This is a genomic window from Mesorhizobium sp. P2_E10, from assembly GCF_056404235.1.
The window spans coordinates 62,782-77,345 of the sequence record NZ_JBFUEK010000011.1 but is presented as its reverse complement, the minus strand read 5'-3'; the positions used below and the strand labels follow the sequence as shown (position 1 = coordinate 77,345).

General features: G+C 63.7%; 12 protein-coding genes. All 12 read right to left on the bottom strand.

All coding sequences use genetic code 11. From position 1 onward, the window contains the following. Position 1 precedes the first annotated feature (1 nt). The 12 genes from AC1D0N_RS24425 to AC1D0N_RS24370 all read right to left on the bottom strand — a co-directional run bounded on the left by AC1D0N_RS24425 (position 2) and on the right by AC1D0N_RS24370 (position 14,369). Positions 2–1,630 (bottom strand): GMC family oxidoreductase, encoded by a 1,629-nt coding sequence (locus tag AC1D0N_RS24425; protein ID WP_477248494.1) that lies wholly within the window; start codon positions 1,628–1,630, stop codon positions 2–4. 12 nt (positions 1,631–1,642) lie between these two features. Further along, on the bottom strand, positions 1,643–2,404 hold the full coding sequence (locus tag AC1D0N_RS24420) for a 3-ketoacyl-ACP reductase (RefSeq protein WP_477248492.1): 762 nt from the start codon (positions 2,402–2,404) through the stop codon (positions 1,643–1,645). Further along, a complete protein-coding gene (locus AC1D0N_RS24415) occupies positions 2,401–3,918 on the bottom strand; it encodes an FAD-dependent oxidoreductase (protein WP_477248490.1) in 1,518 nt (505 codons plus the stop codon). The genes AC1D0N_RS24420 and AC1D0N_RS24415 overlap by 4 nt, the downstream gene beginning before the upstream one ends. Before the next feature lie 5 nt (positions 3,919–3,923). After that, positions 3,924–5,039, bottom strand: coding sequence for an ABC transporter ATP-binding protein (locus AC1D0N_RS24410; RefSeq protein ID WP_477248488.1), 1,116 nt, complete (start codon positions 5,037–5,039; stop codon positions 3,924–3,926). A 4-nt stretch (positions 5,040–5,043) separates the two neighbouring features. Continuing rightward, a complete protein-coding gene (locus AC1D0N_RS24405; protein WP_477248486.1) occupies positions 5,044–5,988 on the bottom strand; it encodes a carbohydrate ABC transporter permease in 945 nt (314 codons plus the stop codon). After that, positions 5,985–6,935: a carbohydrate ABC transporter permease gene (locus tag AC1D0N_RS24400; protein ID WP_477248484.1), complete on the bottom strand. Its 951-nt coding sequence runs from the start codon at positions 6,933–6,935 to the stop codon at positions 5,985–5,987. Before AC1D0N_RS24400 ends, AC1D0N_RS24405 begins: the two co-directional genes overlap by 4 nt. A gap of 154 nt (positions 6,936–7,089) precedes the next feature. Beyond that, the gene (locus tag AC1D0N_RS24395) at positions 7,090–8,343 is read right to left on the bottom strand and encodes an ABC transporter substrate-binding protein (RefSeq protein ID WP_477248482.1); all 1,254 of its coding nucleotides are present in this window, start codon (positions 8,341–8,343) and stop codon (positions 7,090–7,092) included. 59 nt (positions 8,344–8,402) lie between these two features. Further along, positions 8,403–9,914: an aldehyde dehydrogenase family protein gene (locus AC1D0N_RS24390; protein WP_477248480.1), complete on the bottom strand. Its 1,512-nt coding sequence runs from the start codon at positions 9,912–9,914 to the stop codon at positions 8,403–8,405. A 16-nt stretch (positions 9,915–9,930) separates the two neighbouring features. Then, positions 9,931–10,707, bottom strand: coding sequence for an enoyl-CoA hydratase/isomerase family protein (locus AC1D0N_RS24385; protein WP_477248478.1), 777 nt, complete (start codon positions 10,705–10,707; stop codon positions 9,931–9,933). Continuing rightward, complete coding sequence (locus AC1D0N_RS24380) at positions 10,700–12,301, bottom strand: acyl CoA:acetate/3-ketoacid CoA transferase (RefSeq protein ID WP_477248476.1); 1,602 nt, start codon at positions 12,299–12,301, stop codon at positions 10,700–10,702. Before AC1D0N_RS24380 ends, AC1D0N_RS24385 begins: the two co-directional genes overlap by 8 nt. Next, positions 12,298–13,314, bottom strand: a complete 1,017-nt coding sequence (locus AC1D0N_RS24375; protein WP_477248474.1) for a Gfo/Idh/MocA family protein — start codon at positions 13,312–13,314, stop codon at positions 12,298–12,300. Before AC1D0N_RS24375 ends, AC1D0N_RS24380 begins: the two co-directional genes overlap by 4 nt. Further along, a complete protein-coding gene (locus AC1D0N_RS24370) occupies positions 13,311–14,369 on the bottom strand; it encodes a LacI family DNA-binding transcriptional regulator (RefSeq protein ID WP_477248473.1) in 1,059 nt (352 codons plus the stop codon). Before AC1D0N_RS24370 ends, AC1D0N_RS24375 begins: the two co-directional genes overlap by 4 nt. Positions 14,370–14,564 lie beyond the last annotated feature (195 nt).

Here is a 14,564-nt window from a genome sequence, read left to right as displayed (position 1 = left end):
TTTACGCAGCACGATTGCCGGAAAACACCGCCGGCGGCAACGGCTCGCGGCCAAGGATGAGATCGGCGCCCTTTTCACCGACCATGATGGTCGGTGCATTGGTGTTGGAAGACGGCACGCGCGGCATCACCGAGGCATCGCAGACACGCAAGCCCGCGATGCCGCGCAGCCTGAGATCCGGCGTCACCACCGCCATATCGTCATGGCCCATGCGGCAGGTGCCGACGGGATGGTGGTCGGTCTTCGAGCTGCGGCAGGCATAGTCGAACAATTCGTCGTCGCTCAGCAAGGCAGGCCCCGGCAGCACTTCGCGCAGCACGTAGGGCTGAAGTGCCTTCTGGCGCATGATCTCGCGCGCCAGTCTGAGACCCTTGATCGACATGGCGCGGTCGTAGGGGTCGGACCAATAGTTCGGATCGATCAGCGGGTGATCGGCCGGATCGCCGCTCTTCAGCCGCACCGTGCCGCGCGAGCGCGGGCGCAGGAAGGCCGAGTTGAGGGTCACGCCGGGGTTTTTCAACTTCTCGACGCCGGCCTCGATGCCGGAACCGAGACCGAGATGGAACTGAATATCGGGCGAGGCGGCGGTCGGGTCGGCATACCAGAAGCCGCCGGTCTCGAACAGGCTGGAGGCCACCGGCCCTTTCTTCAGCAGCAGATATTGCAGGCCGGCCCAGGCCGTGCGGTGCAGCTTTGCGTAGTTGTCGTAGGTGTGGTCGCCGGTGCATTCGGCGATGACGAACAGGTCGAGATGGTCCTGCATGTTGGAGCCGACGCCGGGCAAATCGTGGACCGGCGTGACGCCGACCGATTTCAGATGATCGGCGGGGCCGATGCCCGACTGCATCAACAGTTTCGGCGAGCCGATGGCGCCGGAGGAGACGATTACCTCGCGTTCGGCGCGCAGAATCGTCTTCTCGCCGCCTGGCCTGTCGACGATCTCGACGCCGATGGCGCGGCCCTTTTCGACAACGATGCGGGTGACCAGCACATCGGTCCTGACGGTGAGGTTCTTGCGGGCGCGGATCGGCTTCAGATAGGCCACCGAAGCGGAGGAGCGCCGGGCGTCCTTCTGGGTGAGCTGGTAGTAGCCTACGCCTTCCTGGGTGGCGCCGTTGAAGTCCGGGTTGAAGGGAATGCCCATCTCCTGGCCGGCGCGGAAATAGGCCTCGCAGATCGGCAGCGGCGAGATCGGGTTCGACACGCCGAGCGGGCCTTGATCGCCGTGGAAATCGTTGGCATAGCGCTGGTTGTTCTCGGCGCGTTTGAAATAGGGCAGCACATCGCGATAGCCCCAGCCGGCGAGGCCCTCTTCCTTCTCCCAGGAATCGTAGTCGCGGGCATTGCCGCGCGTGTAGATCTGGGCGTTGATGGAGGAGCCGCCGCCGACGACCTTGGCCTGCGTGTACCAGAAGATGCGGTCCTTCATGTGCTTCTGCGGCACGGTCGACCAGCCCCAGGAGGCGATGCCCTTGGTCATCTTGGCAAAGCCCGCCGGCATGTGGATGTACGGATGCCAGTCCTTGCCGCCGGCCTCAAGCAGCAGCACCGAATTGGACGGATCTTCGCTCAGCCGGTTGGCCAGAACGCAGCCGGCCGGGCCGGCGCCCACGATGATATAGTCGGTCATGACACCATCCACTTACAGTCTCGGCACAGAGAGCGCGCCGTCGACATTGATGATTGAACCGGTTGAGAAGCCAAGCTTGCCGCTGGCGAGCGTCGCCACCACGGCGCCAATGTCTGATGCTTCGCCCCAGCGTTTTGCCGGCACCAGCCCGCTGTCGATGAGCGCATCGTATTTGGCGGTGACGCCCGCCGTCATGTCGGTGCGGATGATGCCCGGCCTCAGCTCGAACACACCGATGTTTTCAGGGGCGAGCCGCAGGGCGAGGTTTTTCACCCACATCGAAAGCCCGGCTTTGGAGATGCAGTAGTCGGATCGTTCCGGCGACGCCATTTCGGCGCTGACCGAGGTGATGGTGATGATCGATTTCGGATGATCGCCCGGTGTGGCCAGCATCGCCTTGGCGACGGCCTGGCTGAGGAACACGGTGCCACGCAGATTGATGCCGAGGGCGAGGTCGAAATTCTCCGGCTTCAGTTCCAGCAGGTCGCCGCGCACGACGGCGCCGACGCCGGCATTGTTGACCAGGCAGTCGACGTGGCCGAAGGCGTTCAACGCGGCGTCGACCAACGCGGCGTGGCCGTCGAGATCGGCGATGTCGCAACGATGGTAGGCGAATTTTGCGCCGCGTTTGGTGATATTGGCGGCGAGCCCGTGATCAGCGCTCTCGGCAAGGTCGGCCACAAGAATATCGAAGCCAGCATCGGCCAGCGCCTCGGCGCAGGCAAGGCCGATGCCGCGCGCGCCGCCGGTGACGATGGCCGCCGGGCGGGTCATGCCGCAAGCTCCGTCTTGCGGATGTGGTCGGCGACGCGCAGCGCTTGTGCTGCAATCGACAGTGCCGGATTAACCGCCGCCGAATTCGGCAAAAAGCTCCCATCGACGACAAACAGGTTCTCGTGGTCGAAGGCGCGGCAGAACGGATCGAGCGGCGAGGTCGCCGGATCATCGCCCATCTTGACCGTACCGCACTGGTGCGAGGGCGTGCGCTTGTCGAAGGGGCGCGACAGCACTAGGGGATAACCGCAGGCGCGGAAGTTTTCGCGCATCACCTTGGTCAGGCCGTCCAGTGACTGCATGTTCGAGCGCCGCCACTGCATGACGATGTCCTTGCCGTCGATCATGATGCGGCTTTCCGGATCGGGCAGGTCCTCGCACATCAAATACCAGTCGACGGCATGGCCGGCCATGTAATCCAGCGCGAATTTCGGCGCGTATTTCACATTGGCCGTCAGCATGTTGCCGTCGATCTTGCCGAGCAGCTGGACGTTGCCGAGCGGTTTGCCGCCCTTGCCGTCTGTGAGATAGTAGTCGTTCAGCATCAGCGTCTTTTGATAGACGGCATCGTTCCTTCGACGCGGATCGATCGCCAGCATGGCGCTCGAATTGTGGTTCATGAAATTACGGCCGACCTGGTCGGAACGGTTGGCGAGACCTTTGCCGCCCCCCTTGCCATTGATGGGCGAGGGTGAGCGCAGCAGGATGACGGCGGAATTGACCGCGCCAGCGGAGAGGATCACCAATTTTGGCGACACCTTCTTCAACGTGCCATTCTGCCGGTAGTGGATAGCGGCAATCGTCTTGCCGTCGGCCGAGGCTTCGAGAGATTCGACGTAGGCGCCGGTCTCGAGCTTGATGTTCTGGTCGGTAAGGGCCGCCGTCAGCGGTCCAGTTTGCGCGTCGACCTTACCCTGGCCGGTGTTCGGGAACGCGTCCCAGCCGGTCTTGCCTTCCTTCAGCCAGGTGTCGATGTCGACGCCAAGCGGCAGCGAGGCCGGATGCAGGCCGAGGCCTTTGAGTTCGGCGCGGGCGCGCGCAATGGGCGCCTCGTCGGGCACCGGCTTGAAGGCATAGGGGACCGAGTGGAACGGCTCGGTCGGGTCTTCGCCCAGAGTGCCGCGCACGCGGAACAATTGCTCGGCCTTCGAATACCAGGGCTCGAATTCCTCGTAGGAAAACGGCCAGGCCGGTGAGACCCCGCCAAAGTGCTCCATGGCGGCGAAATCTTCCTTGCGGTAGCGGATCAGCACCGCGCCGTAGAATTTCGAGTTGCCGCCGACATAGTAGTAGTTGCCTGGGTTGAAGGCGCCACCGCCGGCCTCGCGCCACATCTCCTTGGGCCGGTAATGGCCGTCGACGAAGATCGAGCGCGTGTCGCGCGCATGCGCCGTTGCCGGCAATGGCTCGCCGCGCTCCAGGATCAGGATCGACGCGCCGCTGCCGGCAAGGCCGGAGGCGATCGTGGCGCCGCCAATGCCGGAGCCGATGATGACGATGTCCGGATTTGCCATCGTCGTCAGCGAATGCGGTTCTCGGTCGCCGGATCGAAGAACACTGCCTTGGTCAGGTTGAAGGCGAGCGGCGTGCTGGTGCCGGGCTGGATGTTGGCGTCGGCGCGCAGCCGCGCTACAACGGGCTTGCCGCCGAGATTGGTGACCGCGAAAGTGTCGGAGCCTGCCGGCTCGACCACTTCGATGTGCAGGTCGGCGGTGGCGATGTTGGAGGCGTTGCGTTCAGCGCCCTCCGGATCGGTCAGCGCTTCCGGGCGGACGCCGAAAATGATCGGCTTGCCCTGGAATGCCGAGAGACCCGCCGGCGCATTGGCCATCGGCAGCGAGATTGGCTCGCGCGCCTCGCGCTGCAACACGACGGACAGCGCATTGCCCGAGGTGGCGATGGTCGCCGGGATCAGGTTCATCGCCGGTGAGCCCATGAAGTCGGCGACGAACAGATTGCTGGGGTTGTTGTAGATCTCGGCCGGCGTGCCGAATTGCTGCACCTCGCCGTCGCGCATGACAGCGATCTTGGTCGCCAGCGTCATCGCCTCGATCTGGTCGTGGGTGACGTAGACGATGGTGGTGCCGGTGGTGGCATGCAGGCGCTTGATCTCGATGCGCATGTCGACGCGCAATTTGGCGTCGAGGTTGGACAAAGGCTCGTCGAACAGGAACAGTTTGGGGTCGCGCACCAGCGCCCGGCCCATGGCGACGCGCTGGCGCTGGCCGCCGGAAAGCTGGCTTGGCTTGCGCTGCAACAGGTGGCCGATCTGCAGCACCTTGGCCACCTTGTCGATCGCCTTCTGGCGTTCGTCCGCCGGCACGCCACGCATCTCCATGCCGAAGGAGATGTTCCCGGCCACCGTCATGTTCGGGTAGAGCGCGTAGCTCTGGAACACCATGGCGATGTCGCGCTTCGAAGGATGCAGATCGTTGATCTGGCGGCCGTCGACACGGATTTCGCCCGACGTGATCGTCTCCAGCCCCGCAATGGTGTTGAGCAGCGTGGACTTGCCGCAGCCGGACGGGCCGACCAGCACCAGGAAGCCGCCTTTTTCCAGTTCGACGTCGATCCCTTTCAGGATCTCGACCTGGCCGAAGCGCTTCCTCAAACCATCAATTTCCAGAAAAGCCATCGGATTATCCTTTGACGGCGCCAGCCATGAGACCGCGTACGAAGTAGCGGCCGGCGAGCACATAGACGAGAAGGGTGGGCAGTGCCGCGATCATCGCGGCCGCCATGTTGACGTTGTATTCGACGACGCCGGTCGAGGTGTTGACGACGTTGTTGAGCGCCACCGTCATCGGCATCGCGTCGCCGGTGCCGGCATAGGCCGAGGCGAACAGGAAGTCGTTCCAGATGTTGGTGAACTGGTAGATCACGGTGACGACGAAGATCGGCATCGAGTTTGGCAGCATGATGCGACGGAATATCTGGAAGAAGGAGGCGCCGTCGACCTGGGCGGCCTTGATCAACTCTGTCGGGAAGGCCTCGTAATAGTTGCGGAAGAACAAAGTGGTGAAGCCGATGCCGTAGACGACATGGACGAAGATGAGATTGACCGTCGAGTTGCCGAGACCGAAGCTTGTTCCGACCGAGTTCTGCAGCGTCACGCCGAAGCGGCCGACGCTGCCGAGGATCGTCGCCATCGGCAACAGCACCGACTGGAACGGGATGAAGCAGGCAAACAGCATCAGCCCGAACACCAGCGTTGCGCCGCGAAAACGCCATTTGGTCAGCACGTAGCCGTTGAGCGCGCCGAGCATGGTCGAGATCAGCACCGCGGGAACCACCATCTTGATGGAGTTCCAGAAATAGCCCTTGATGCCGGCGCAGGTGAGGCCGACGCAGGTCTCGCCCCAGGCCTTCAGCCAGGGATCGAAGGTTGGTGCCTTGGGCAGGGCCAGCATGTTGCCGTTCTGGATCTCGTCCATGGTCTTGAACGAGGTCACCAGCATCACGAACAGCGGCATCAGGTAGAACAGCGCAAACAGCGCCAGCAGCCCGTAAATGACGACGCGGTTGAGAGTCTTGGTGCTCATGCCGCCAGAGGCCTGGCGGGCAGGGGTGGCGACAGCGCTCATCGCGGTTTCTCCCTGAGTTCGGAATAGAGATAGGGCACGATGATGGCGACGATGGTCATCAGCATGATCACAGCACTGGCCGAGCCGACGGCCATCTCGTTGCGCTTGAACGTGTACTCATACATGAAGTTGGACGGCAGCCATGCCGAGCCGCCCGGCCCGCCGCTGGTCAGCGCGACGACCAAGTCATAAGACTTGATGGCGAGGTGGGCGAGCACGATGAAGGCCGACAGGAAGATCGGCCGCAGCATCGGAATGACGATGCGGCGATAAAGCTGGAAGGTGGTGGCGCCATCGATCTGCGCCGCCTTCATGATCTCGCCGTCGATGCCGCGCAGGCCGGCCAGGAACATCGCCATGATGAAGCCGGAGGCCTGCCAGACACCGGCGATGACCACGGTGTAGATGACGAAATCCTTGTTCTTGATCCAGTCGAAATGGAAGCTTGTCCAACCCCACTGATGCAGCGTCTGCTCAAGGCCGAGACCGGGATCGAGGAACCATTTCCAGGCGACGCCGGTGACGATGAAGGACAGCGCCATCGGGTAGAGATAGATGGGGCGCAGCACACCTTCGCCGCGGATCTTCTGGTCAAGCAGGATGGCCAGGAACAGGCCGAGCGCCAGGCAGATGAAGATGTAGAGAAAGCCGAAAACGCCCATATTGGTGATCGACGTGTACCAACTCGATGGCGGGTCGGTGTCGAAGGTCCAGCCCCACAGCCGCTGATAGGCGCGCGAGCCGGTGATGACGTAGGACGGGAAGGTCTTGGAGTTGGTGAAGGACAGATAGACCGTCCACAGGATGAAGCCGTAGACGAAGACGATGGTGATGGCGAAGCTCGGCGCCAGCACGATCTTGGGCAGGGCGTCCTGCAGGCGCGAACGCACCGAGGCGCGCGACCGCTCCGGCGTCAGCTTGATCTGGCTTGTTGCTACCGTGCTCATGAGCTCCTCCCGTTTCGGGCCATCCGTCTTCGACCGCATGGCGGCAAGGCGGCCCCGTGCATACGGGTTTCCGGTCGGCACATTGTCGAGGCCGGCCAATTGCGAGATGGAACCTCCCCCGCCGAAGCGGGGAAGGTGTTTTCAGGCGTAGCGCTTACTTGGCGTCGTCGATCGCCTTGACCAGTTCGGTCACGGCTTCGTCCGAGGTCTTGATCTGACCGTGGACGAACTTCGACACGACGTCCTTGTAGGCATTGGCGACCGCCGGAGGCGCGCCATAGCCCTGGGCCAACGAGCCGAACAGCGTGCCGCCATCATTGGCAGCCTTCAGGTCGGCGATGCCCTTCTTGCCGCAAGCGTCGAAGTCGGTGTCCGGAACGTCGGTACGGGCCGGAACCGAACCCTTGACGACGTTGAAGGCCGACTGGAAGCTCTTCGACAGGGTGGCGGTGGCCAACGCGACCTGGGCGGCCTTGCGGTCGTCCGGAACGTTGAACATGCCGAACATGTCGGAGTTATAAACCACCGAGCCGTCGGTGCCCGGGAAGCGATAGCACAGGAAGTCCGTGCCCGGGGTCTTGTTGGCGGCGTGGAACTCGCCCTTGGCCCAGTCGCCCATGACCTGCACCAGGGCATCGCCCTTGATGACCATGGCGGTGGCCAGGTTCCAGTCGCGGCCCGAGAAGTTCGGGTCGACATAGGTGACGAGCTTGGCGAGGTTGTCGAACGACTTCTTCATCGTGTCGGACTTGAGCGACGCGTCGTCGAGGTCGTTGAAGGCCTTCTTGTAGAACTCAGGTCCGCCGGTCGACAGCACGACCGAGTCGAACATGGTGGCTTCCTGCCAGTTCTGACCGCCGAGCGCGAGCGGGATCACGCCTGCCGCCTTGGCCTTGTCGAGCAGGGCAACGAAGTCATCGAAGGTCTTCGGCTCGGTGCCGCCGATCTTGTCCATCACCGCCTTGTTGATCCACACCCAGTTGACCGAATGGACGTTGACCGGAGCCGCGACCCACTTGCCGTCATAGACCGAGAACTTCTGCAGGGCTGCCGGAACAGACTTATCCCAGCCTTCCTTCTTCGCCGTCTCGGTCAGGTCACCCATGACGCCGGCAGCGGCATAGTCGAGCACGGTGTAGCCGAGCATCTGCGACGCGGTCGGGTAGTTGCCCGCCGCGACCATCGCCTTCAGCGCGGTCATGGCAGCGTCGCCGCCACCGCCGGCCACCGGCACGTCTTTCCAGGCATAGCCTTCCTTGGCCAGATCTCCCTTGAGGACGTTGAGAGCAGCCGCTTCGCCGCCCGACGTCCACCAATGCAGCATCTGCACTTCCTTGACGTCCTCGGCATGGGCCGCGAAAGCTAGGCCCGATGCGAGAGCCGTTCCGATAAGCAGTTTGCGCAACATGTACTACCTCCCTTGTTGCAGTCACACGACCGGTGGAAGCCCACCGGTTTCTTCCAAACTCAGCCGACCCACCAACCGGTGCGCTGGCCGCGATGAAACTGGATAGTCTTTTCTTCGGTAAAGTCCTCGACAGCGCGTTTGCCGAGTTCGCGTCCGAGACCGGATTGCTTGTAGCCTCCGAAAGGCAACTCGGGATAACCTTCCATGAACGTATTCACCCAGACGGTCCCCGAACGCACTCCACGCGCCACCGACATACAAGTGTCGATGCTGGCGCTCCACACACCCGCCGACAAACCATAGGGCGTGTTGTTGGCGATGTGCAACGCCTTTTCAATCGATCCAAAAGTCAGCACGGAGAGCACCGGCCCGAACACCTCTTCGCGCGCGATGGCCATGTCCTCGGTGACGCAACGGATGATGGTCGGATCGAGATACTGGCCGGCATTCGAGGCCAGCTGCTTGCCGCCGCTGTAGACGCTGCTGCCGTTGCTTGCTGCTGCCGCAACGTAACCGGCGACCTTGGTCAGATGGTCCGACGAGATCATCGCACCAACCTTGGTTCGGTCGTCCAGCGGGTCGCCAACAATCACCTTGGCGGTGAGTGCCTTAACGGCTGCGAGGAAGTCGTCGGCGATCGCCTCGTGCACGATCAGCCGGCTGCCGGCATTGCAGCATTCGCCGGCGTTGAAGAAGCCGCCGAACACCGCCGCATCGGCAGCGGCCTCGAGATCGGCATCCGGGAAGACGATCTGGCCGTTCTTGCCGCCGAGTTCCATCGAGACTTTCTTCAGCGACTGCGCGGCGGAAGCCATGGTCATCTTGCCGACGCGGGTGGAGCCGGTGAACGACACCATTTCGACCAGGGGGTGACTGACCATCGGCGCGCCGACATCGGCGCCGAGACCGGCAAGGATGTTGACGACGCCGGCGGGCACGCCGGCCTGCATCAGGATATCGCCGAGCACGAAGGTCGAGGCTGAGGTCATCTCGCTCGGCTTGACCACTGCCGTGCAGCCTGCGGCCAACGCGAAAGGCAGTTTCTGGCTGACGATGAGGAAGGGGAAATTCCATGGCGTGATGATCGAAACGACGCCGATCGGCTCGCGCAGCACGACGCCCAGCATGGCGTCGCCGAGATTGGCGTAGGTCTCGCCATGTAGTGTGCGGGCAAGTGCTGCCGCATAGCGCCAGATGTCGACGGCGCCACCGATCTCGCCGCGCGCCTGGGCGATCGGCTTGCCGGATTCCAACGCATCCAGCCGGGCGATCTCCTCCAGCCGCGCCTCGATCAGGTCGGCTGCCCTGAGCAGGATCGCGGCGCGCTCGCCCGCCTTCATGCGCGGCCACGGGCCGGTCTCGAAGGCTTTGTGCGCGGCGAGCACAGCCTGCTCGACTTCCGCCTCGCCAGCTTGCGCATAATGCGAAACGGTGAAGCCATGGCCGGGGCTCTTGCGTTCCAGCGTGCGGCCGTCGCGGGCATCGACATGCTTGCCGTCGATCAGCAGCCGGTAGGTTCTTGGCGCTGCGGATGCCTCGGCGGGCATGGCGATCTTGAGGGGTGCGTTCATCACGTTTTGTTCTTCTCTAGGATCTTGAAAATGCGGGCTTCTGCTTGGTCTTGAAAGCGTCGACGCCGGCCTTGAGATCGCCGGTCAGGGCGATGAAGCCACTGGCCAATGCCTCGACTGCGGCAGCGTTTTCTTCGCCTTCGGCCACAGCGATCATCAGCTTGGCGGCTTCCGTCGCCAGGGGGCCGCGCTCGGCGATTTTTTCGGCCCAGGCCTTGGCTTCCGCATGGCCTTTGCCGGTTTCAACCACCCGGTCGACGATGCCCAGCGCCAGCGCTTCAGCCGCCAGAAAAACCTCGCCGCCGAGCGCCATGCGGCGCACGGTCTGGGCGCCGAAGCGGCGCACGGCGCGCTGCGTGCCGGACCAGCCGGGGACGACGCCGATCGATGTCTCAGGGAAACCCAATTTCACCTGCGCCTCGGCGACACGAAAATCGCAGGCGACGGCCAGTTCCAGCCCGCCGCCCAGAGCGTGGCCGGACAGCACGGCGATGGTCGGCTGCCTGAGCCGCGCCAGCCGGTCGAAGACGCGGTGGCCGTAGCGCACCCACTGCATCTGGAAATCGGCGGCGCTCATCTGCGCCCAGGCCTCGACATCGCCGCCGGCGCAAAAGCCCTTGCCTTCGCCGCAGAGCAGCACGACGCGGACGCCATCGGCGGCCTCCGCCTCGTCGAGCGCCGCTTCCAGCGCCCGCAGCATCGGGATGTCCAGCGCATTGAATTTTTCCGGCCGCCGCAGCGTGACGATGCCGATGGCGCCGTCGATTTCAAAGGTGACGAGACGCTCAGCCATGTGCGCCTCCAAGCGAGGCGCCGCCATTCAGCGACAGGCCGATAGGCTGGTCCCGATAGAGGGCGGCCGGAGTCACTTTCAGGTCCTTGGCGACACCGAGCGGAATCTCTGCCTGCGCAAGTACGTCGCGCTGCAGGTCGATGCCGGGCGCGAGCTCGGTCACCATCAGACCGTCGGGCGTCAGCTTCATCACGCAGCGTTCGGTGACGTAGGTGATGTCCTGTCCCTGCGCGACCGCGCGTTTGCCCGAGAACGAAATGTGCTCGACCTCGTTGACCACCTTCTTGACCTTGCCTTCCGCGTCGATGCGGATGCCGCCATCGGCCAGCGAGAGTTTGGCGCCGGCGTTGAAGAAACCCGAGAAAACGATCTTTTTCGCCCGAGCGGTGATGTCGACAAAGCCGCCGGCGCCGGCGGTGACATGCGGCCGTGCCGAGAGCTTCGAGACGTTGACCGAGCCATGGCGGTCGATCTGCAGGAAGGACAAAAGCGAGGCGTCGAAGCCGCCGGCCTGGAAGTAGATGAACTGGTGCGGCGACGGCATGAAGGCATCGGCATTGGACGAGCAGCCGAACTTGAAGTCGAGCAGCGGCACGCCGCCGACGGCGCCCTGCTCGATCACCCAGGTGACCTTGCCGTGCTGACCTTCCTCGAGAAGGATGCGCGGCACGTTGGCGGAGATGCCGAAGCCGATGTTGACGGCCATGCCGTCGCGCAACTCCAGGGCGACGCGGCGCGCAATCATCTTCTGGACGTTCATTTCCGCGTTGCGGAAGCTCGACAGCGGCCGGAAGATTTCCCCTGATATGGCCGGGTCGTAGGGCGTCAGCGTCGTCTGCAACTGGTCGGGCGCGACGACGATATGGTCGACCAGCACGCCGGGCACGCGCACGTCATGCGGCTTCAGCGTGCCGTTCTCGACGACGCGCTTGACCTGCGCGATGACGACGCCGCCATTGTTGCGGGCGGCCAGCGCCTGCTCAAGGCCACCGAGATAGGCGCCCTCGTGCTCGTAGGTGAGGTTGCCGCGCTCGTCGGCGGTGGTGGCGCGGATGATCGAGACATGCGGCACGATCGAACGGAAATAGAGCCATTCCTCGCCGTCGAACTGCTGCACCGAAACGATCGGCTCGCTGGCGGCTGCATTCATGGCGCAGCCCTGGTGGCGTGGGTCGGCAAAAGTATCGAGGCCAACCTTGGTCAGCACGCCGGGCCGCTTGGCTGCGGCCTCGCGGTGCATGTCGAACAAGATGCCGGACGGCACATTGTAGGCGGCGACCGAATTGTCGCCGATCATCTTCCAGATCTGCGGCGGCTCGGACGAGGAGGGGCCGGACGGATAGGAGCCGCACAAAGTACGCTTCAACAGGCCGGGCTTGGCCAGATGGTCGATGCCTTTGATGCCGTACATGTCGCCGGCGGCGATCGGGTGCAGCGTGGTGATGTTCTTCGGATGGCCTTCCGCGTCGAAGCGCTCGCCAATGGCGGCAAGCACGGCGTCTGGGCAGCCAAGGCCGCTCGACGACGACACGGAAACGACCATGCCGTCCTTGATCAGGCTGGCTGCCTGCGCTGCTGAGACGAGCTTGCTCAAGCGGCACTCCCGAGTTTCGGATCGATCGCGACCGCCTTGCCGGATTTGGCCGACTGCAATGCCGCTTCGGCCGATGTCAGTGACCAGACGCCGTCTTCACCGGTGGCGGATGGCTGGCCTTCGCCACGGATCGCGGCATGGAACTGGCGCAGCGAACGGGCATAAAGATCTTCGCGGTCGAAGCTCAATTCTTCCTCGCCCTTTGCGGTGCGCAGCAGCACCGAGCCGATCGGCTTCTGCGTCATCACATTGCTGGCGATCAACGAGCCTTCAGAGCCATGCACCTCAAAACCGGTGCCGGCGAACTTGGTGGTGAAGCCTTCGTGAGACTGGGCAATGACGCCCGACTTGAAACGCCAGATGCACATGGCGCCGTCTTCGAGCCCGCCGCCGGCCATGCCCGCGGTCTGCGTGAAGGCCGAAATCTCCGAGGGGTCGTCGCCGAGCACGAAGCGCAGCGTGTCGGCATCGTGCACGGTGATGTCGAGCACCACGCCGCCGCCGGCCTCCGGCCGGGTGATGCGCCAACCCTGCAGGTTTTCCGGCAGGTAGACGGAATGGAACACGCGCGCGGCGATCGGCTTGCCGATGCGGCCGGCTGCAATCGCTTCGCGCATCGCACGGTGCGAGCCGGCATTGCGCAGGTGGTGGTTGGTGCCGAGCACGATGCCGGCGGTTTTGGCGGCGGCGAGCATCTTGCGCGCATCGGCGCTGGTCAGCGCCAGCGGCTTTTCGCACAGCACATGTTTTCCCGCCTTGATGGCGGCCAGCGCCTGCTCGAGATGCAATTCATTGGTGGTCGAGATGTAAACGGCGTCCACATCGGATCTGAGCAAGGCATCCAGCGTCGAGACGCCGAGCGGAATGCTGTTTTCGCTGGCATAGGAATTGGCGCGCTCCGGGCTGGAGCTCATCACCGCGGTGATTTCGCCGTCGGCCTGCGCGCGGATGGCGCCGATCATGAATTGCTTCGCGATCGTGCTGGCGCCGATCAGTCCCCATCTGACGCTCATGCCGCGTCTCCCAATCCCGCACGATGATGTCCTGCATTGCGATCGGGGCCGCAGCTGTCCCTGACCACGAGGTTGACGGCGCCGATATGGTCCTCGGCGCGCGTGGTGCGCGACTGGATCATCTTCAGCATGACATGGGCGGCGCGCTCGCCGAGGCCCGCGGAGTCCACGGCGACGCTGGTCAGCGCCGGCATGTAATGCTCGGCCTCGGCCACGTCGTCAAAGCCAACGACGGCAAAATCCGCGCCGGGCTCCAGCCCGCGCTTGCGCAGCGCCAGCATGGCGCCGAAGGCAACGGCGTCGTTGAAGCACAGCGCAGCAGTCGGCGGCTCGGCCATTGCGAAGGCCGTCTCGAGGCAAGCAATGCCGCCCCTGCGGTTGGTCTCGCCTTCGACGACCAGCGTGTCTGCAGCGGCGATGCCAAGCGTCGCGCAGGCCTCGCGAAATCCGCCCCGCCGCTCGTGATAGACAACCAGGTCGGACGAGCCGCCGAAGAAGGCCAGCCGGCGATGCCCCTTGCCGATCAGATGGGCGGTGGCGAGATAGGCACCGCGATGATTGTCCGGCGCGATCACTGGGATCCGGCTTTCAGGCAAGCGGCGCATAGCGAAGACCACCGGAAGGCCCGCCGCCTCGATGCGCCGGAACGCTCCCGGCGTCGTGCCACGGGCCGGCGACACGATCAGACCGGCGACACCTTGCTCCATCAGCGACTTCAGAACTTCTTCCTGGCGCACGGGATTTTCAGCCGTGTTGGCGATGAACGGCACGATGCCGGCCGACTGGAAGACGCGCTCCATGCCGACCGCCAGTTCGGCGAAAAAGGGGTTGGTGAGATCGTTGATGACCATGCCGATAACGTTGGAATGAGACTTGCGCAGATTGGCGGCGCCGCGATTGTAGACATAGCCGACATCCTCGATCGCCTTGCGGACCTTGCTGGCCGTTTCAGGCCGGATCAGCCCGCTGCCCTGCAACACGAGCGACACCGTCGACTTGGACACGCCCGCCTCGCGAGCGATGTCGAGTATCGTCGACTTGGCCCGGCTGGCCATCCAGATGCATCCTCCCGACTTTTGATCGAATTTATTGGAACGTTCTAATACCGGTCATGGATTTGAGTCAATCGGGAATTTTCAAAATCTGAAAATTTGATCAGAGAACGCCTGAACATGGCCGCGATCAAGGGTTTTCGTGTTGCGTTGCAGCATTTGCGGCGCATCGAACCACGAGCCACAAAGGCTCTTGAT

Coding starts and splice junctions, on each gene's coding strand:
- AC1D0N_RS24425 (WP_477248494.1), bottom strand. CDS start 1,630: ATGACCGACTATATCATCGTGGGCGCCGGCCCGGCCGGCTGCGTTCTG.
- AC1D0N_RS24420 (WP_477248492.1), bottom strand. CDS start 2,404: ATGACCCGCCCGGCGGCCATCGTCACCGGCGGCGCGCGCGGCATCGGC.
- AC1D0N_RS24415 (WP_477248490.1), bottom strand. CDS start 3,918: ATGGCAAATCCGGACATCGTCATCATCGGCTCCGGCATTGGCGGCGCC.
- AC1D0N_RS24410 (WP_477248488.1), bottom strand. CDS start 5,039: ATGGCTTTTCTGGAAATTGATGGTTTGAGGAAGCGCTTCGGCCAGGTC.
- AC1D0N_RS24405 (WP_477248486.1), bottom strand. CDS start 5,988: ATGAGCGCTGTCGCCACCCCTGCCCGCCAGGCCTCTGGCGGCATGAGC.
- AC1D0N_RS24400 (WP_477248484.1), bottom strand. CDS start 6,935: ATGAGCACGGTAGCAACAAGCCAGATCAAGCTGACGCCGGAGCGGTCG.
- AC1D0N_RS24395 (WP_477248482.1), bottom strand. CDS start 8,343: ATGTTGCGCAAACTGCTTATCGGAACGGCTCTCGCATCGGGCCTAGCT.
- AC1D0N_RS24390 (WP_477248480.1), bottom strand. CDS start 9,914: ATGAACGCACCCCTCAAGATCGCCATGCCCGCCGAGGCATCCGCAGCG.
- AC1D0N_RS24385 (WP_477248478.1), bottom strand. CDS start 10,707: ATGGCTGAGCGTCTCGTCACCTTTGAAATCGACGGCGCCATCGGCATC.
- AC1D0N_RS24375 (WP_477248474.1), bottom strand. CDS start 13,314: ATGAGCGTCAGATGGGGACTGATCGGCGCCAGCACGATCGCGAAGCAA.
- AC1D0N_RS24370 (WP_477248473.1), bottom strand. CDS start 14,369: ATGGCCAGCCGGGCCAAGTCGACGATACTCGACATCGCTCGCGAGGCG.